The sequence below is a fragment of the Flavobacterium piscis genome, assembly GCF_031457575.1.
Taxonomy (GTDB): Bacteria; Bacteroidota; Bacteroidia; order Flavobacteriales; family Flavobacteriaceae; genus Flavobacterium; species Flavobacterium piscis_A.
The window spans coordinates 1-18,683 of record NZ_JAVDWQ010000011.1; the positions used below are offsets into that span (position 1 = coordinate 1).

General features: G+C 33.6%; 14 protein-coding genes. 5 read left to right on the plus strand and 9 right to left on the minus strand.

Going from position 1 to position 18,683, the window contains the following annotated elements; translation table 11 throughout:
• On the minus strand, nt 1–2,867 hold a 2,867-nt coding region (locus J2W48_RS15355), incomplete at its 3' end, for a PA14 domain-containing protein (RefSeq protein WP_310282522.1).
• Nucleotides 2,868–3,426: 559 nt separating this feature from the next.
• Between J2W48_RS15355 and J2W48_RS15360 the strand changes: the two genes are divergently transcribed.
• Nucleotides 3,427–4,464 carry an aldo/keto reductase gene (locus J2W48_RS15360; protein WP_310282523.1) on the plus strand — a complete coding sequence of 346 codons (1,038 nt, stop codon included), beginning with the start codon at nt 3,427–3,429 and terminating at the stop codon, nt 4,462–4,464.
• A gap of 63 nt (nt 4,465–4,527) precedes the next feature.
• Here J2W48_RS15360 and J2W48_RS15365 read toward each other — a convergent pair whose 3' ends face one another.
• The 3 genes from J2W48_RS15365 to J2W48_RS15375 form a co-directional block, all read right to left on the minus strand.
• Nucleotides 4,528–5,151 (minus strand): murein L,D-transpeptidase catalytic domain-containing protein, encoded by a 624-nt coding sequence (locus J2W48_RS15365; RefSeq protein WP_310282524.1) that lies wholly within the window; start codon nt 5,149–5,151, stop codon nt 4,528–4,530.
• 24 nt (nt 5,152–5,175) lie between these two features.
• On the minus strand, nt 5,176–6,336 hold the full coding sequence (locus tag J2W48_RS15370) for a vWA domain-containing protein (protein WP_310282525.1): 1,161 nt from the start codon (nt 6,334–6,336) through the stop codon (nt 5,176–5,178).
• A 111-nt stretch (nt 6,337–6,447) separates the two neighbouring features.
• Nucleotides 6,448–7,413, minus strand: coding sequence for an SIMPL domain-containing protein (locus J2W48_RS15375; RefSeq protein WP_310282526.1), 966 nt, complete (start codon nt 7,411–7,413; stop codon nt 6,448–6,450).
• Between the two features lie 148 nt (nt 7,414–7,561).
• Here J2W48_RS15375 and J2W48_RS15380 point away from each other — a divergent pair, with 148 nt between their 5' ends.
• Together J2W48_RS15380 and J2W48_RS15385 are read left to right on the plus strand one after the other, a co-directional pair.
• Nucleotides 7,562–9,385 carry a tetratricopeptide repeat-containing sensor histidine kinase gene (locus tag J2W48_RS15380; RefSeq protein ID WP_310282527.1) on the plus strand — a complete coding sequence of 608 codons (1,824 nt, stop codon included), beginning with the start codon at nt 7,562–7,564 and terminating at the stop codon, nt 9,383–9,385.
• On the plus strand, nt 9,382–10,131 hold the full coding sequence (locus J2W48_RS15385) for a LytR/AlgR family response regulator transcription factor (protein WP_310282528.1): 750 nt from the start codon (nt 9,382–9,384) through the stop codon (nt 10,129–10,131). The genes J2W48_RS15380 and J2W48_RS15385 overlap by 4 nt, the downstream gene beginning before the upstream one ends.
• A 62-nt stretch (nt 10,132–10,193) precedes the next feature.
• Here the strand turns inward: J2W48_RS15385 and J2W48_RS15390 are convergent, their stop codons facing one another.
• From J2W48_RS15390 to panC, 5 genes are all read right to left on the minus strand, one after another.
• The gene (locus J2W48_RS15390; protein WP_310282529.1) at nt 10,194–12,158 is read right to left on the minus strand and encodes a transglycosylase domain-containing protein; all 1,965 of its coding nucleotides are present in this window, start codon (nt 12,156–12,158) and stop codon (nt 10,194–10,196) included.
• A gap of 17 nt (nt 12,159–12,175) precedes the next feature.
• Nucleotides 12,176–13,537, minus strand: coding sequence for a DNA repair protein RadA (gene radA / locus J2W48_RS15395; RefSeq protein ID WP_310282530.1), 1,362 nt, complete (start codon nt 13,535–13,537; stop codon nt 12,176–12,178).
• The gene (locus J2W48_RS15400; protein ID WP_310282531.1) at nt 13,537–14,691 is read right to left on the minus strand and encodes an alpha/beta hydrolase; all 1,155 of its coding nucleotides are present in this window, start codon (nt 14,689–14,691) and stop codon (nt 13,537–13,539) included. The genes radA and J2W48_RS15400 overlap by 1 nt, the downstream gene beginning before the upstream one ends.
• A 188-nt stretch (nt 14,692–14,879) precedes the next feature.
• On the minus strand, nt 14,880–15,230 hold the full coding sequence (gene panD / locus J2W48_RS15405) for an aspartate 1-decarboxylase (protein WP_310282532.1): 351 nt from the start codon (nt 15,228–15,230) through the stop codon (nt 14,880–14,882).
• A gap of 14 nt (nt 15,231–15,244) precedes the next feature.
• Entirely contained in the window at nt 15,245–16,123 is an 879-nt protein-coding gene (gene panC / locus J2W48_RS15410; protein ID WP_310282533.1) for a pantoate--beta-alanine ligase, read from the minus strand.
• A gap of 78 nt (nt 16,124–16,201) precedes the next feature.
• On the opposite strand from panC, the gene J2W48_RS15415 reads away from it, so the two are divergent.
• Complete coding sequence (locus J2W48_RS15415) at nt 16,202–17,008, plus strand: glycogen/starch synthase (RefSeq protein ID WP_310282534.1); 807 nt, start codon at nt 16,202–16,204, stop codon at nt 17,006–17,008.
• Between the two features lie 19 nt (nt 17,009–17,027).
• On the plus strand, nt 17,028–18,677 hold the full coding sequence (locus J2W48_RS15420) for a BamH family beta-barrel-assembly machinery protein (protein WP_310282535.1): 1,650 nt from the start codon (nt 17,028–17,030) through the stop codon (nt 18,675–18,677).
• The last annotated feature ends 6 nt before the right edge of the window (nt 18,678–18,683 follow it).

An 18,683-nucleotide genomic window follows, 5' to 3' on the forward strand; every position in this document is an offset into this window, starting at 1 on the left:
TGTTTCCAGCCTGTACCAGAATATGACATGTACTTATCAGACAAAGTATTGGGTGATAAATTCAATAAAGTCTGACCTGACACCGGAGAGGACCAGTAGCTAAAATCGAAATTCTTCATGGGGGAAGAAATACGTTCCATTATAAACGAATTTGCTGCACCACTATAGGTCCCATTACTATCCTGTAAAAGCGAGCCATTATTTTTTATAACTAATTTGCCCTCTGCATTAACAACAATGTTTTCATTTACAGTCAATATAACATCTGCTGGTACTGTTAAAGTTTTTCCAGCATCAATATAACAAGAGCAAACCTCCAGATTGTTAGTTAAACTTGTATCCTGGTTCACTGTTATTGAACTTCCGGCCGGAGGGGCAGCAGAACCATCATAAACAAACGGAATTTCTATAAAATCAAAAGCAACATTAGCATCTCCTCCATCTTCTCTAAGTCGTATCTCAATTTCTGAATCTTTATTTAATGTATAATAAGTCCCATTATTAATTATGCCTCCTGCAAAAGTATAGGACTGGGTAAAAATTAAACTTCCATTTATATAAACCTGAACAACATCATCACAATCTACTAATTGAATTTGGTACCGACCGCAAGGAAATCCTTTACGCTTATAGGTAAGTGTGAAATTATCTGCCTGAATTGGGGCACCATTCCAGGCACCATTATTTACAGATGGTGATTGGCCTTTATTCCAAAAAGTTTGTGAATTGATATTTATATTTGGATCAATATAATAGCCTGCATAACTGTCTCTTAATTCGGTGTTATCAAAATCCAGATTTGATTTTGCAAACCCGTAAACATTCCAGACATTATCTCCAAAAGGCAAATTAGCATCTCCTTTTGGTAATCCGTAAGAAAAACTGACTCTGGCAGAGCCTCCGTTTTCATAATACTCTAATTTAAATTGATGACTTCCTGCGCTTAATGTTTGCTTAACAAAGGCAGAAGAGTAACCATGATCTCCCCAATCATTTAATCCATTAACTAAAACATTATCAATATACAGACGATACCCATCATCAGCACCAACAGTTATGTTATAATCTCCTGCTTCTGCAAGTGTAACATCCATTAAATATCTAACAAAAAAATAATCATCAGGGGCTGTACCACAAAAATCATTAGCCTCAACAGATGTGTCTCCTGTTATTGCTCCAGCATCTATATTTCTGTCAAAATTCGGCTTCTCTGCTACAGAACCTGCATACGTTGTAGCGGCTGGCGTTTCCGTATAAGTGTACACATAACCCTTCCAGTAATTATTGCCCGGTGTTTCAGTTGTCGTGCATGCAGCAACTTCATCAGCGCCCATGTACGGTTTTTCGCGATTTTCTCCGTCAATGTCAGTAGTAATTCCTGAAATTGAAACGCCTGATAAACTATTATTAGCTGTCACATTTTGTAAATGAAAATCGGTTGTTGAAACAAATGCTGGTAAAATAATTTGTGAATTAGAATCAGAAACAGCTATGTTCCAACCAGAAAATCCTGTTGTCCCTATGTATTCATCTGAACCATTTCTATTTGAAAATGTGTTAGTAGAGTTGGTAGCATAATAATTGTTATTACTTATTGATGCTATTGTTCCTCCATTATTAAATAAAGCATAATGTCTGTCAGGCTGCGAATTAATAAAAATATTGTTTTTAATATTTATGTTAGATCCGCCTGTCGTATATAAACAAGAAGAGTATGCAGTACCACTTGGAGAATCTTGCATGACAATAGTATTATAATAAATATTTATTGCACTGCCAGATGTAACAAATATACCATGTCCTTTATTCTGGTAATTGTAATTGTTTGGGTCAGCTGTTGTATTATAAACATTACTTATGATATTATTATTTATATTGGCAACACCCGTAGATTTAATTAAAATCCCTGCTGTAGATGTTCCATTATTGTAAATTGTATTAGCAATATTGTTAATAGTATTACCGGATATTGCACCAGAACTATTGCCCAGAAGAATAATCCCGGCTGCATCATTACCTTGATTTTCGGTATTTTTTATCCCAGATATTGTGTTGCCGGAAATTTCATAATTTAAAGCATTAGAAATATACATTCCTCTTATTGGCTTTTCAGCCTCAACATCGCTCCCAATTTTATTGCCTTCTATTTTCCAGTCTGCAGGCGATAAAGAGGAAGTGTTGCTACCATTGATATAAATTCCATCTTTAACATTAATCATCTCATTATTTGCAATGACTATATTAGAATTAGATGCCGTAGACTGCTGTACATTAATTGAATTATTACCTCCAATTTCGTTGGTGCCAGAGTAAACCCCTGAAAGCAAAGTTATTTGCTGATTACGATTTGAAAATTTCAAAATACTGTTTTTTACTGTAATATTTGTGGAAGCCGTTGTTCCATTACTTGCAACCCAAATTACAGATCTTGGAGTGTAACTAAGATTATCCGTATTTACCAATGTTAGGTTTTTTGTATTTGCTATAGAATTACTTCCGTCGATTATTACATTTCTAGCTCCGTTAAATAAAAAAACAGCCGGTAAACCAGTAGATGCATTTTGCATATTACTGTTTATAATAATGTTTTTGCCTGCATTAGGCTTTATAGTAACGGTGTTATTGTTAGCATTACTAAAAGCATTAATTGTAATTTGTGTAGTAGTAGTTTGATCATTATCTAATAAAAATCTAACATCTCCACCAATTCCATGTAAGTTTAAATAAGTGACAGCTGTTGTTAAATTCTTAAAATTCGGATAAGCATCTGTTGCATATGCACTAGAAATAACATAATCTCCTGCCGGCATAACCTGTGCTAATCCCAAAAAAGGCAATAAAAACAAAACAAGTAAAATTCTTTTCATAAAAATATTTGTTAATTGGGTGAATAGTTCAATTTGTTCATTTCAGTATTTTTAATAGTATTCCAATATCCTTAAAATCACCAAATCTGTTTTTTAGATTTTGTGTTTTTCTACCCTACGTAAAAACACCTGTTTAAGGTTTGAATTTTCATCAATTTTTCACTTGAAAGGTTTAGCAAAATTAGTTTGTAAACTCAGGTTTAATATGAAATTTCACAGGTTTTAGATGAAAAGCATTATTAGTCGATAAGTGGCATATTTCGAAATCAAAAATGTAAGAAAGAGAAACATTCTCCTACAATAAAAGAGGATTTTAAACCAATAAATGAATACAAATCAGAAGTTAAAACGATCAATTTTAATTACTCTGCCTTTTTATAAAAGAATTCAGAAGAGTTAATTTTTTTTAAGACTATTTTCAAAATTTCAGAAAAAGCTTTAGCTTTTTTTAACTTCCAAACCTTTTCCATTTGAAAAAGACCTTTGTATCTTTGGTTTTTATAATAGTCAAAGCTGAAAACTCAGAATCCTGGCTCTTCAGCATCTTAGAAACTTAAAAATGAAATACACTACTTTACCCAATACCGACATAAAAGTGAGTAAAATTTGTCTGGGCACTATGACTTTTGGAGAACAAAACTCAGAAGCAGAAGGTCACCAACAAATGGATTATGCACTTGAAAAAGGCGTCAACTTTTTTGATACTGCCGAAATGTATTCGGTTCCTGCGCGGGAAGAAACTTATGGAAGCACAGAGAAAATTATTGGAACCTGGTTCAAAAAATCGGGTAATCGGGACAAAGTAGTTCTGGCTTCAAAAATTGCAGGATCAAATCCAAATTTCACTTACATGCGTGAAAAAGGCGACTTCTCACCAGCCAGTGTAAAATATGCTTTAGAAAACAGCCTAAAACGCCTTCAGACAGACTATATCGATTTGTATCAGCTGCATTGGCCGGAACGCAAAACGAATAATTTCGGACAAAGGGCTTTTAATGGTTATGATGATGCCTGGGAAGATAATTTCAGAGAAGTTTTGGAAACTTTTGATGGGCTAATCAAGGAAGGAAAAATAAAACATCTTGGGGTTTCCAACGAAAATGCCTGGGGAATGATGCGTTTCCTTGAAGAAAGCAAATACCAGAATTTACCAAAAATTAAAACGGTTCAAAATCCGTATAATTTATTGAATCGCCTTTTTGAAGTAGGTTCTTCCGAGGTTTCGATTCATGAAAACGTGGGATTACTGGCGTATTCTCCTTTAGCCTTTGGCGTTTTAACCGGCAAGTTTTTAACCGGAGAGCCTCTTCCTAACGCCAGAATCAATCTTTTTCCGCAATACAAACGCTACAACAGCGATGAAAGCACAAAAGCGACTCGCTTATATCAGGAAATCGCTCATAAACATGGCTTAACTTTAACCGAATTGGCTTTAGGTTTTGTGTTGCAGCAGCCATTTGTAACAAGTGCTATTATTGGCGCAACATCAATGGAACAATTAAAAGAAAACATAGCCACAATAGACATCACACTTTCAAAAGAAATTTTAACCGAAATTGACGCCGTTCAGACTATTATTCCGGATCCTGCTCCGTAAATTAGAATTTGATTAAAACATAAAATCCCGATAACTAATGGTTATCGGGATTTTATGTTTTGTTTAATAGTAAATAACGAGAATTATTTTCTTTTTGGAGTTGTCCACTATTTTTTCAACTACGCCAAAAAATTTTTCATTGACCATTGGGCATCCATAGCTGTTACAAATTGGATTTTCCTGCTCTTCAAATGGAACATCTGTATATTTATGCAAAACTACATTTCTGTCAAAGGCATTACTGTTTGTTTTATCTAATCCATACAATTTATAAGCTTTTCCAAACATACCCACATAAGAGTTGCCAATAGCATATTTGCCTAATGAAGTAGAATGAGAATCCTTTACATTACTAAATTTTAGCTCTCCGGGAATTCCAGTTTCAGATCCGGTTCCGTGGCCCACCAAACCTTTGTTGATTAATTTATTGTGTTTTAAATCGTAAATAAAAAACCGGTTTTTTCCTGATTCTATCTTCATATCTAAAAAGAAGGCAACCTCTGAATTGTATTTCGGAAATTTCCCCAAAAATCTCCGAATCTCAGTTATCTCACTCTTTAATTTCTCGTCATAGGAATAAACCGGTTTTGAATTTATAACTGTTGATGGCTTTTCGTTTTTGTTTCTGCATGCAAAACTCACGCCAAAAATTCCAATCAAAAGCAGAATGAAAATATTCTTTTTCATGTTTTACAGATTTCAGGACACAATTTATTTTTCAACCGTATAGCCTTTCACCTTTGCAAAACTTACTATCGATGTATTGATAGCATTACCCAAATCATCCTGCTGTTTGCTCTTTTTTGTTTCATTATCAATAAATTCCTGACGCTTTTTGGCCAGTTCGCCAATTTCTTTTTGAATCTTTTCTCTCTCCTTTGATTTCTGAGCGACAATTGTTTTTAACTCTTCAGTTGATTTGTTCTGAAGTTCTGCAGGCAATTCTTCCTTTTTAATTTTCGAAATAGCTGTAGCGTCATCTTTTACTTTATCGATTAAATCCCAACTTTCATTTTTATAAACAGCTTTTGATTTACTCACGGCACGTTCAGCATAATTCGCAGCAGAAACACCCTGAGCATTTTTATCCTGCATTTCCTGATTCATTTTTTTAGCAGAACCTTTAGTGCCATAACCAATATAAGTCGTGTTTATTTTTTCGTTGCATTTTGTAATTTGATCATCATAAGGAGTTGCAACATATCTTACGGATTCATTAGAATCAATGTTAAAATATTTTCCTTTTCCGTAATCGGCTCCCTCTTTCCAATGCGTGTTGATCCCTTCGGTTTTATCTCCGCAAAAAATAGTATTTACATAAATATCATTCTTTAGTGCATCGCTGATTGCTTCTTTATAATTTATTCCGCCCTGATTAAAATCTTCATTTCCTGCAATGTAAATAAGTTTCATGTTACGGCTTTCTTTCGCCCATTTTAATTGTTTCGTGGCATCCTGAATTACAGCTCCGCAATATTCTTTACCACCGTTCGTACTTAAAGCAAATAGTTTTTCTGATATTAAATCCAAATCTGTAGAAAGCGGCGTTATTTGTCGAATGTAATTGGATTGTTTCGATAGTCCGTCATTTCCATATTCATACAAAGCAATTTCAATATCCGGAGTTTTTCCCTCATATTTTAATGTCGTTAATGTGTTGACAATGTTCCAAAGCCTTGATTTTGCCTGATCGATTAGTCCGTCCATACTGCTGGAAGTGTCCAATAAAAGAGCGACTTGTATTTTTGTATTTTCTGTTGCAAGTGGCTTTTCAATTTTAGTCTTCTTTTTTGGATTTGCATTGGATGAATTGCAGCTTGCAAAACTGATTGCAGTTGCCAAAAGTGCCGAGATAAATAAGTTTGATTTCATAACTATAAGTTTTAATTGGGTGATTACAGATCAAACTTATAAACTTAAAATCCTCGTTTTTTGAACAAATGGTGAAACGGTATTTTGACTTGGTAAAACATTCCTGTAAGATTAATAGGTTTGCCTGGCTGCATTCATATTCAGGGGTTTTAAGTCACCATTTGGAGTAACCAGAATAAATTCCTTATCTGCTTTTGAAACCTGTTTCTTTTCTCTGTTAATGGCTATTTTAACTTCATATTGTATTTGAATAACAGGTTCTGATACAGTCGGATTAATTACAAAATCAAACTCTTTTTTAAATACAGGCTGATAATAAAGTGTAGTAGATTTATTAAGCTGATTAATGTTTGCTGCTTTTTTTAAGTTTAAAGAAGAAGTATTATAAGCTTCATAAGATTTATACATTTCTACTGGTAAGTTTATGATATAATCATCCACAATTTTTTTTTCAGCATTCGTAAATGTCTCTCCAAGCAGAGCCTCATAGTTTTTTATTTTTTCCTGAATCAGAAGCTTTGCTTTGTTCATCATTTCTTTCTTAATTATTTCTAATGCATTCGAGAAATAATCAACCCTTACCAGATCGTATATTTCATTATTAGCTAAAATCGAAATAAATTCATTCAGCTGATTGGGATCAGAGTATTTTATATGAATGTTTTTCTTTACTTCAAATCCTGCTGGCACTTCATTATAAGTTTTACGATTAAAAACCTTTTTTTCTGCCTCATACTCATAAACAGGAACAAATGAAATCATGTCAACAAAAATCTCGACCCCTTTTTTAAGTTTGATTTCATTCAGTGACCGTGCAATTCTTTGGTCAGTTAATTCATTTACTTCCTTAGCAGTTTTACCTGTTTGAGTTGTGCTGAAAATTGCTGTGTAAGCATCTGCTTTTACATTTGCCAGCCCTTTTACATTTACAAGAATATCAGTATTTACAGGAAAGTTTATGTTGATAGTATTACTGATATAAGGCTGCTGATTCTGATAATTGACATTTCCTGAAACCTGTCCAATTATAAATTGACAAAATAGTAATATTAAAAATGTGAAGAATAGTTTTTTCATGATTATCATTTTAAGATTAGGCAGCAAATATATTGATCGAAAAAAAAGTATTTTTGACAGAATGGGTCAACAGGTCTTTTGACTTGGTGAAAAATATAGGATAGGAATTTGAAATTAGGTTACTTTACACTTTCAAAATAACTTATTTGTGAAGCGTCATTTGTCAATTAGTTTTAGTCTGCTTTTTTTAGTGCTATTGTTTCCACAGCGAATAATAGCCCAGGCAACTCCTGTACAGAAAATCGAAAAAAGTAATAAGGCCAAAATAAGCAAAGCAGCTGAAGATTTATCCAATTCATTTGATGAAAATGATGAATCAAAAATTGCTCTGAATTATGAAAAATTAGCCAATGAGTTCCTGAACAAAGGTGATAATGCAAAAGCAGAAGAATATTATAAAAAAGCACTGACCAGTTATACGAAACTTAAACTTACAGACGATAAAACCCGGGTTACGAGAAGCATTGCCAAAGTACAGGAAAATCAGAAAAACTTCGGCTCGGCGATTAAAAATTATGAAGCTGCAGGTTCAATAGCAGAAACGGCAGCCGATGAAAAAATTAATTTAAATGATGCCAATCGTTTACGTAATAACGCGAATCCTGCGAGTCAGTCTAATTATGTAGATTCGAATATTGAATTGCTTAAAAAAGAAAAAAAATCCGAAGAAGTTTCCGAGGCGTATGTTCAGAAAGCGCAAAATTCCTTACAACTAAAGGATAAAGATGTTGCAATTGAAAGCTATAAAAATGCCATTGCTTATGCAAAAGATAAACCGGAAGCCATCATCAAAATAAAGAATGAAATAGCCAACGTTTATGCATCAGACAATCAGTTTGAAAAAGCAATTAACATTAACGAAAAGCTTTTGGCGGAAGCTGTAACCAAACAGGATTTTAATACCCAGATAAAACAATTACAATCACTGGCCTCTCTTTATTTTAAAAAAGAAGAGCCTAATAAAGCACTTTTATCATTAAAAGAGGCGTACGGTTTGGCTTCCCGAAAAGGAAATTCAGCGGAAGCGAAAAAAACGTTATCAGAATTGGTAAAATATTATAAAGCCGAAGGTAATGACAAGGAAAGCATGGCGCTTTATGAAGAATTTCTACAAAATTTTGATCAGTTAATTCAATCTGACACGACCTTGATTAATACTAAGAAGTTCCAGATTACAGAAGGTAAAATTCGTCAGCTCGAAAAAGAAAAATCACTTAAAGACGAATTGATTACAAAGAAAAACACATTCAATTATTTTCTTATCGGATCGGTTATATTGCTTTTGCTTTTGTTTATTTTTATTGTAAAATCACTTTTTTCCATCAAAACAAAGAACAAGGAAATTGCTTTGCAGTCTTTGCGCCGTGAAATGAATCCGCATTTTATTTTTAATAGTTTAAATAGCGTCAATCAGTTTATTTCTGAGAACAAAGAACTCGAAGCCAATAAATATCTGACCTCCTATTCGACCCTGATGCGCGATATGATGGAAAATTCCAACAAGGATTTCATTATATTGGACAAGGAAGTGGAGCAATTAAAAAAATATCTGGACTTAGAACATTTGCGTTTTCAGGATAAATTTGATTTTGAAATTACGGTTGACAAAGATCTTGACACTGAAAGTGTTTTTGTACCCAATATGATTATTCAGCCACATCTGGAAAATGCGATTTGGCACGGCTTGCGTTATCTCGACAAAAAAGGATTATTACATCTTCAATTTCAGTTAAATAACGGAAAAGTAATTGTAATTATTGAAGATAACGGAATTGGTTTAACCAAAAGCCAGGAACTTAAAACAAGTAATCAGAAAGTACATGAATCCAGAGGAATGAATAATACAAAGGAACGAATTGGTTTGCTGAATGAATTGTATAAAAAGAATATTTCTTTTGCTATCACGGAGAAAGAATTGCCGGAATCAGGAACAATAGTTGAAATTATATTCCCTTTAATTGATACAATATGATGACTTTTCAAAAGATAAAAAGTGTAATTGTCGAAGATGAGCTGGCAGCGCGGGAAGTACTCAAAAATTATTTGAGTAAATATTGTCCGCAGGTTGAAGTTGTTGGGGAAGCACAAAATATAAAAGAAGCCGTCCCTTTGTTGCATGAATTACAGCCGCAATTGGTTTTTCTGGATGTGGAAATGCCTTTCGGAAATGCTTTTGATGTTTTGGAAGCCTGTAAAAATTTGCAATTCGAAACCATATTTGTAACTGCTTTTTCTGAATATTCCTTAAAAGCTTTAAATCAAAGTGCTGCCTATTATTTGCTGAAACCCATTTCTATCGAAGAGTTAATTGTTGCTGTAAACAAGGTTCATCATCAAATTATGAATCATGAAATCTTTAACAGAAATAAAATCATTGTCGAGAATTTCCATGAATCCAAACCTGAAAAACAACAGGTTATATTGCCAACGCTTGAAGGCTTTGAAGTCGTAAAGATGGAAGAAATCGTGCGCCTTCGCGGAAACGGAAATTTTACCGATTTATATTTAAGCAACGGGAAAAAGAAAATGGTTTGTCGATTTTTAAAACACTTTTCAGAAATTTTGCCATTACCTTTTATTCGTGTCCATAAATCGCATATCATCAATATGAATTGTGTAAAATCGTATAATAAAGGCGGAATTGTCACTTTAAACGACGGAGCCGAAATCGAAGTTTCTCCAACTTACAAAGAAGAATTTCTTAAGAATTTTAAATGATGTTGCTCCTTCAAGCAAAAACATCATTTTAAACGCAATATTGTCATTATGTTCGCTAAATTCTACAAATCAAATTCATCTTCCATCGATAATGAATCTAACGGAATCGCTGTTGAATCAGAAGCTTTAATTCGCAGTAACGAACGCGCATTTCCGGAAACATACACCGGAAACCTTCCAATAGTATCTTCAGAAACCAAAACGCCACGTCGTAACATTAAGTTGCTAAGGAATTTTTGGTTTTGTATAGCGTAATCCCTCAAATTACCCTGATCATTAAACTGATACATGAATTTTCTTGGCTTCGGAATAATCGTTGCCAGAAACAAACATTCATCCAAGCTCAGGTCTGATGGGCTTTTCTGGAAATAAAAACGACTCGCCTCACCTATTCCGTATACATTTGGTCCCCATTCAATGATGTTAAAATAAACCTCCAGCATTCTCTCTTTACTTGCCACACGGTTGTTTTCTAATATATAAACTAATAAAATTTCTTCCAGTTTACGTGAAAGTGTTTTTTCGCGTGTCAAAAAAACGTTTTTAATCAATTGCATGCTAATCGTACTGGCACCACGAGAGAATTTTTTGGTTTTGATATTCTTTAAAATAGATTGTTTAAAAGCTTCATTGATAAATCCGCGATGTGAGAAGAAAGACGGATCTTCAGTCGTTAAAACGGATTTTCGTAAATAAGGTGAAATCTGTTCTAAAGGTGCGTAATTTGGATTGGCATTTCCGACCAAAACCGGGCGCTGCAATACATTCTGAATAATGGCCCGATACACGAACTCACCATTTAGTTTATTTAAATTCGCTTCTCCGTATTTGGTGATTTTTAGGTTCTCTTTGTTCAGTTTACTATCAAAAACTAATGTATTTGGTCTGTTTTTATTGAATTTGAAATCCAGTTTATAATCGAAACTTCCTGTGGCTTCCATTCCCTGAAAATTCGTAAACAACCCATCAGGCAATGAAACGATAAAATCCTGTGCCTGCATTTTTGGAATATTAACTTTCAAAGTATAAACCGTATCCTTTTCCGCATTATACGAAACGTAAGGTTTCACTTTTATTTTGTTCAATTGCATAGTTGAAGTACTGTCAATTGAAATAAAATCGTTACCCAATAAAAATCGATAATCAAAACGGGCATTTTTAATCACAACATCTTTACTGGCTATCTTTGGATGGTTGATTTTTAAATTGGCAATAGAAGTGTAACCATCGATATGTAATTCGCTTCCGTCTTTGTCAATGTTTGCAACATTTAAACGAATTGAATCGAAACTTGCTTTTAAGTTATAGCGTTCGTCAAGATATGGAACACGAATAGCTCCGGTATCAAGATTAAAAAATCGAATATCGGCTTTTTTATTTCTTGGGTCAGCAAATCCTTTAATGTTCCACTTCTGGTCAAAATTCTTGCTTTGAACGTGAAGATTGGTTTCGAGTTGTTTGTTGTTCAAAACCAGTTTATTGATCGCAATTGTAGCTTTTTTGCCGTTATCGTCAATTTTGAATTTCAACTTTTCCAAATTCATATCAGTCGGAACCAAATTCAATAATTTTGAAATAATTCGATAGGCAAAAGTGGCGTATTTGCGCTTTTCATTTTTATCAGTATCAGCTTTGTCTTTTTTCAGGAAAGCATCAAAATTACGAACCTTTCCTTTTTTGACCAATTGAATATAGCCATTATCGATTTTTAATGTCCCAACCTGAACATCGCCAACTAATAAATTAGATAAACTAATACTGGTTTCTATTTGTTGAATGTGACAAAGGGTATCAGCGTTTTTAGGAACAAGTATAACATCAGTTAATTTAATACCTGACAATCCAACAAAAGAAGCTGATTTTACAGAAAATTTACTATTATATTCGGTATTCATTTTCAGGGTTACTTTTGCAATAGCCTGTTTTAAAAGCGAATCGCGAAAAAAGTAAAAACCTAAAAAAAGCACCATTAATACCAGGGCAAGTATTGTTAGTGCTTTGATTATTTTTTGTTTTGGAAATTTCATAAAGTAGGTTATAAAAATTAACCAAAAAGAATACTGGCTACATCTTCGATTTTTGCCACGAGTTCTATTTTGATTCCTGTATTTTTTAAAGCAATTTTGTTGTATTTAGACACAAAAATAGTATTGAATCCTAATTTTTCGGCTTCCTGAATACGCTGGTCTACACGATTTACAGGACGAATTTCGCCGGAAAGCCCGACTTCGCCCGCAAAACAAAATCCTTTAGTAACCGGAATATCTTCGTTGGATGATAAAATCGCAGCCACAACTGCCAAGTCAATCGCAGGATCATCGACAGAAATTCCGCCGGTAACATTTAGAAAAACATCTTTTGCACCCAAACGAAACCCCGCTCTTTTTTCTAAAACAGCTAAAATCATATTCAGTCTTTTAGCGTTGTAGCCAGTAGTGCTTCGTTGAGGCGTTCCGTAAACTGCAGTACTTACAAGCGACTGTATTTCGATCATCAGCGGACGCATACCTTCCATTGTTGTGGCAATCGCAGTACCTGACATTTCTTCGTCTTTGTGTGAAATCAAAATTTCTGACGGATTGCTAACTTCTCGTAAACCGCTTCCAAGCATTTCATAAATTCCTAATTCTGCTGTCGAGCCAAAACGGTTTTTTAGCGAACGTAAAATTCGGTATACATGATTTCGGTCGCCTTCAAATTGTAAAACGGTATCCACCATATGTTCCAGAATCTTTGGTCCGGCGATATTTCCATCTTTGGTAATATGCCCAATTAAAATAACGGGGATATTGGTTTCCTTGGCAAATTTTATCAGTTCTGCAGTCGTTTCCCTAATTTGAGAAATACTTCCTGCTGTTGATTCAATATAATCAGTATGTAAAGTCTGAATCGAGTCTATAATAACAATTTCAGGCTGAATAGCTTCAATCTGTTTAAAGATGTTCTGCGTTTTGGTTTCCGTCAGAATATAACAATTATCGCTGTTGGGCGTAATTCTTTCGGCACGCATTTTTATCTGTTTCTGGCTTTCTTCGCCGGAAACATATAGCGTTTTATAAGGTAGCTTTAATGAAATTTGAAGTAAAAGTGTGCTTTTTCCTATTCCGGGCTCTCCACCCAAAAGTGTTAAAGATCCCGGAACAATTCCTCCACCCAAAACACGATTTAATTCACCATCGGTCGTATCCATCCGAATTTCCTGAGCCGAATCAATTTCGTTTATTTTTAATGGGCGTGGTGCTTTGCTTGTTGAGGTTGGTTCACTTTTCCATGCCACTTTTTCCTGCTTCTGAATAATTTCTTCCGCAATAGTATTCCATTCTTTGCACGCATTGCATTGTCCCTGCCATTTGGCATATTGGGTTCCGCAATTCTGGCAAAAAAAAGAAGTTTTAACTTTTGACATTATTTACTTTGTTTGGCCAGCGTATTCATCTCATCTATTTTTTCATACATCATGTCCTTATCCAAATCACCTATTGGTTCCATTTGTGAAGCATTTTGATATTTTTTGGAAGCTCGTTTAGGATCTCCCATTTTTTCATACATTAATCCCAATTCATATTCGCCCAACATGGCTTTTGGATATTGTACATTGGCAATTTCAGCCATTTTGCCCAATTCATCGTAAGCTTTGTTTTTTAGTATCAGATTTTCTACAACCTTAAAATCACTCATTCGTACCGGAATCTGAACACCTAAAACCGTTGACATCATAGCATATTTATTTTCTAAATAATCAGCATAACCAGATTGAAGCACAGCAATTTTGTCTTTATATTCAACAGAATTAATGGGTCTGTAAGCTTCAAAAATATGGTATAATGCGCTTGGAACCGAATGTAAAACTTCTGTATAATGTGTAGTCCCTTTAAACAAATCATATTTATAATTCACTAGCGGGTTATTGGCGATTTTTATATTACTATCCAGCTTTTCAACAGGTTCCTTGATTTTTTTGATATCACCATCCGCAACCGACAGATAATAAAAAAAAGGTTCTTTTATTTTAGCGATCTGCTCTGGAATACGCACTTCCATTTTTGGGGCCAGTTCAGGACTTAAACAGATATATGCCTTAAAAAGAGGCTTTTCTTTATACAAATAAAAATTGATAAAGCTCGCTGTCGTATCGTGCCCGCCAATAATTCTAAAAGGAGTTGTACGGTATTTTTTTTCAATATACGGAATAAGTTCTGCCCCGATAAACTCAAAAAATTCTGCCCCTTTTTCAAATGGCAGCCCGGTGTTTTGATCAATTGTAGTATCCTCATAGCGTTCTCCGTCTTTGTTTTGATGAATGCCTATAATTATCATTTCAGGCAAATCATCCCAGTATGAACCATACTTCGCAGCTCCGGAAAAAGGATCAAAAAGATAATCCCCATCCAATAAATACAAAACAGGGTATTTTTTATTAGGATTCGCATCATAGGAATCAGGAAGCCCAATGGTTATTCTTCTTTCTTCACCCATTTTTTCTGACTGAATATTGTCGAATTTTTTTTGTGAAAAAGCAGAAAAAGAAATTAGAACAAATAAAAGGAAAACTTTTTTCATGGTTTTAGCGTTACAATAAATTAAAATAGTGTAGCAATATAATACTTTATTTGCTTTTTTGTGGAAATGAATTTGTAAAAAAGCAGTACAATTTAGATGTAAAAAGCGAGTTTAATTTTAGGCAAAAAAAACTGATTTGCTCAAAAAAATTGACCAATTGTAGATAAACTAAATGTAATATTGATTTTCTAAGTCAACGAATTATCGTTCTCATTTGGGAAAACTATCCATGGCTTGAAAGATTTTGCTTCTTCAAAATCAAGGGTAGCATAGGATATAATAATAATAATATCGTCTTTTTGAACTTTTCTGGCAGCGGGTCCATTCAGTGTAATTTCGCCCGAATTTTTCTCGCCTTTGATAGCATAAGTTTCAAAACGTTCTCCATTATTTATGTTAACAATAGATACTTTTTCACCTTCAATAATATTGGAGGCTTCCAGTAAAGTTTCGTCAATAGTAATACTGCCAATATAATTTAAATCGGCTCCGGTTACTTTAACACGGTGTATTTTTGATTTTATAACTTGAATTTGCATTTTGCAAAGGTAAATTAATTTAATGAAATCGTATCAATCAACCTTATAGAATTAACAAATACCGCTATAAACGCACGGTATTTTTTGTCTATACTTTTAAAATCGACAGGTAATAATGTGGATTCGTCAGCAATTACAAAATATTCCAGTTCAAATCTGTCGTTCCCCTTAAAAGAGTTCTCTACAAATTCAATTGTTTCTTCCGGGCTTTTTGTCTGAAATATTTCTTTTGCTTCGGTTAAGGTTTTATAAATAATAGCAGCTTCTTTTCGTTCTTCGATAGTTAAACGCTCATTTCTGGAGCTCATTGCCAATTGGTTATCTTCTCTAAAAATAGGACAACCCACAACATTTACAGGTAAATGATTTTTTTCGACCATTTTTTTAACAATCTGCAGCTGCTGAAAATCTTTTTCACCAAAATAAGCATTCGTTGGGCATACAATTTCAAATAAGCGTTTTACAATTGTACCAACACCATTAAAATGTCCAGGTCTGAACTTCCCTTCCATCTGATTTTCAAGTCCGTCAAAATCAAAGGACTGAGAAACAGTATTCCCTTCATAAATATCGTCAACACTTGGCGCATATAAAATAATCTTATCGCTTAGACCACGCATTTTTTTTACATCTTCTTCAAGGGTTCTTGGATATTTATCTAAATCTTCCGGATTGTTAAATTGGGTTGGATTGACAAAAATACTCACAACAGTATCGTCATTTTCTTTAATCGAACGTTGCATTAAAGCCAAATGACCTTTATGTAAAGCCCCCATAGTTGGCACAAACCCAATAGTTGAATTTGCAGTTTTGATAGTTTTTAAATATCCTATCAGAGCCACTTTACCGTAAAAAATATGCATGGTGGTATTATTAAAATTTAGTGCAAACATAATATATTAGTTAATAACTGCATAAATTTTTGTAATTTTGCAACGTTTTTATTACCAAAATTTAAGTAAATTACTATTATGAAAGATAAGAGGATATTATATGTATCATCTGAAGTCGTGCCTTATTTGGCTGAAAATGAGGTTTCTTTAATGTCTTATGATGTGCCTAAAATGATAAATGATCAGGGTGGACAGATAAGAATTTTCATGCCAAGGTATGGAAATATCAACGAAAGAAGACATCAATTACACGAGGTAATCAGACTTTCAGGGATGAATTTGGTAGTGAATGACTTAGATATGCCATTGATTATCAAGGTAGCATCTATTCCAAAAGAAAGAATTCAGGTATATTTTATCGATAACGACGAATACTTTAAAAGAAAAGCAACTTTTGCCGATGAAGAAGGAATTTTATATCCAGATAATGATGAAAGGGCTATTTTTTTTGCAAAAGGTGTTGTTGAAACAGTAAAAAAACTGAATTGGGTACCCGACATTATACATGTTCATGGCTGGTTGGCTTCTATGCTGCCAATTTACATGAAACATTATTATAAAAACGAAGCTTTATTTTCTGAAACTAAAATTGTAACTTCTGTTTACGGACAGTCTTTTGACGAAAATTTAGATTTAGAAATGATAAACAAAGTAAAATTTGATGGTGTTCCTCATGAAGCAATTACAGATTTAGAAACACCTAATTATGAAAACATACTTAAAGCCAGCATCTTACATTCTGATGCAGTAATCATTGCTTCAGAAAATGTATCTCCAAGTTTAACAAAATTTATAGAATCTTCAGGAAAACCTTTTTTACCTTTCGCCACGAAAGATGCATTCGCAGAAGCGTATACAAATTTCTACAAAAGTATGGGGCTTTAAATTAACTTTATTATTAAACATGTACAATACTTCTTTCATTAAGAAAACTCTATTAGTAGCAACGCTTGTTCTTTTATACTCTTGCGATAAAGATTTTAACACCATTGGCGATGATATAATTGGTGATAATCATTTTGGTTTAGAGCCGGAACTGTATGACGTAAAAGCATATAATCAGAAGGTTACCCCGGTAATTGCAAACAATTTGAGCATAAATGCACTAGGAATATATGATAATCCAGCCTTTGGTGTTACAACAGCAAATTTTAATACACAGGTTTCAATGACAACTTACAGTCCAGTATTTGGAGAAGGTGTCATTATCGACAGTATTACTTTACATATACCCTATTTCAGCACTATTAAAACTATAAATGGATTGACAACTTATGAATTAGATTCTATCTACGGCCCTCCTAATGGAAAAATCAAATTGAGTGTTTACGAATCGGGTATTTTCATGAACAACTATAAAGTTAATGATGTAAATGCAAGTAATTTTTATTATACGGATAAAAATGGTGAATTTCAGACACAATCTGAGTCTTTAGGAACAAGGCTAAACAATAGAACACTAAAAAAAAGAAAAAAACCAGATGGGACTTTTGAAGAATTTGCTGATGATTCTGAAAATGATGGTTTCTATTTCAATTCCAATGAAATAATAGAAACGACTAAAGAAACAGAAACTGCAGCTGAAGTCATTAAAAAAATAAAACCAGAAATGCGTTTGCATTTGGATACTATATTTTTTAGAGATAAAATCTTCAACGCTCCGGCATCAAAATTAGCTGCTGATGACGTTTTTAAGAATTATTTTAAGGGGCTGTATTTTAAAGTAGAAAATTCAGGAACCACACCAGGTACAATGGCTATGCTTAATTTTAGTGAAGGAAAAATAAATATTTTTTACAGGGCAAAAACCGCCATTACTACAGATGCCGAAACTGAAAGAGAATCAAAAACACTTGTAATTAACCTTCAGGGGAACACAACAAGCCTGCTTCAGGAAAGCAATCCTGTTGAAAAATATGCAACTGCAAGTTCAAATGCAACGGATCAAATTGAAGATGAAAAATTGTATATAAAAGGAGGTCAGGGCTCAATGGCAATTATTGAACTTTCTGATTTTGAAAACCAATTGACAGAAATCCGAAAAAATGTTGCTGATAAAAAATGGATCGTTAATGAAGCCAATTTGATTTTTTATGTAGATGAAAGTGAAATGAACAAGGAAGGAGTTGTCGCCCCAGAAAGAGTTTATTTGTACAATGCCACAAACAATACCCCTTTGCGGGACTATTTAACCGATGCAAGTACCTTTAGTGGTGTGCCTAAAAAAAACAGGTATATTTTTGATGGAATGATTCAAAAAATAACTGAAAACAATACTACTTCAAAAATATATAAAATCAGAATAACTGACCACATCCGTAATATTTTGAAAAACGATAGTGCAGAAAATGTAAAACTGGGGTTAGTGGTAACAGAAAGCATTGCTATTAGCACTTCTAATAAATTAGATCCTAAAAGTGTAAACAGCAATAGTTTTAAAGAAATCCCTACAGCATCTGTAATGAGCCCATTAGGAACAGTTTTATTTGGAGGAACAGCTGCATCAGGAGATAAAAGAGTTAAACTTCAAGTATATTACACGAAAATAAATTAATATAAT

Coding starts and splice junctions, on each gene's coding strand:
- J2W48_RS15365 (WP_310282524.1), bottom strand. CDS start 5,151: ATGAAAAAGAATATTTTCATTCTGCTTTTGATTGGAATTTTTGGCGTG.
- panC (WP_310282533.1), bottom strand. CDS start 16,123: ATGTTTGCACTAAATTTTAATAATACCACCATGCATATTTTTTACGGT.
- J2W48_RS15415 (WP_310282534.1), top strand. CDS start 16,202: ATGAAAGATAAGAGGATATTATATGTATCATCTGAAGTCGTGCCTTAT.
- J2W48_RS15400 (WP_310282531.1), bottom strand. CDS start 14,691: ATGAAAAAAGTTTTCCTTTTATTTGTTCTAATTTCTTTTTCTGCTTTT.
- panD (WP_310282532.1), bottom strand. CDS start 15,230: ATGCAAATTCAAGTTATAAAATCAAAAATACACCGTGTTAAAGTAACC.
- J2W48_RS15390 (WP_310282529.1), bottom strand. CDS start 12,158: ATGAAATTTCCAAAACAAAAAATAATCAAAGCACTAACAATACTTGCC.
- J2W48_RS15370 (WP_310282525.1), bottom strand. CDS start 6,336: ATGAAATCAAACTTATTTATCTCGGCACTTTTGGCAACTGCAATCAGT.
- J2W48_RS15420 (WP_310282535.1), top strand. CDS start 17,028: ATGTACAATACTTCTTTCATTAAGAAAACTCTATTAGTAGCAACGCTT.
- J2W48_RS15385 (WP_310282528.1), top strand. CDS start 9,382: ATGATGACTTTTCAAAAGATAAAAAGTGTAATTGTCGAAGATGAGCTG.
- J2W48_RS15360 (WP_310282523.1), top strand. CDS start 3,427: ATGAAATACACTACTTTACCCAATACCGACATAAAAGTGAGTAAAATT.
- J2W48_RS15375 (WP_310282526.1), bottom strand. CDS start 7,413: ATGAAAAAACTATTCTTCACATTTTTAATATTACTATTTTGTCAATTT.
- radA (WP_310282530.1), bottom strand. CDS start 13,537: ATGTCAAAAGTTAAAACTTCTTTTTTTTGCCAGAATTGCGGAACCCAA.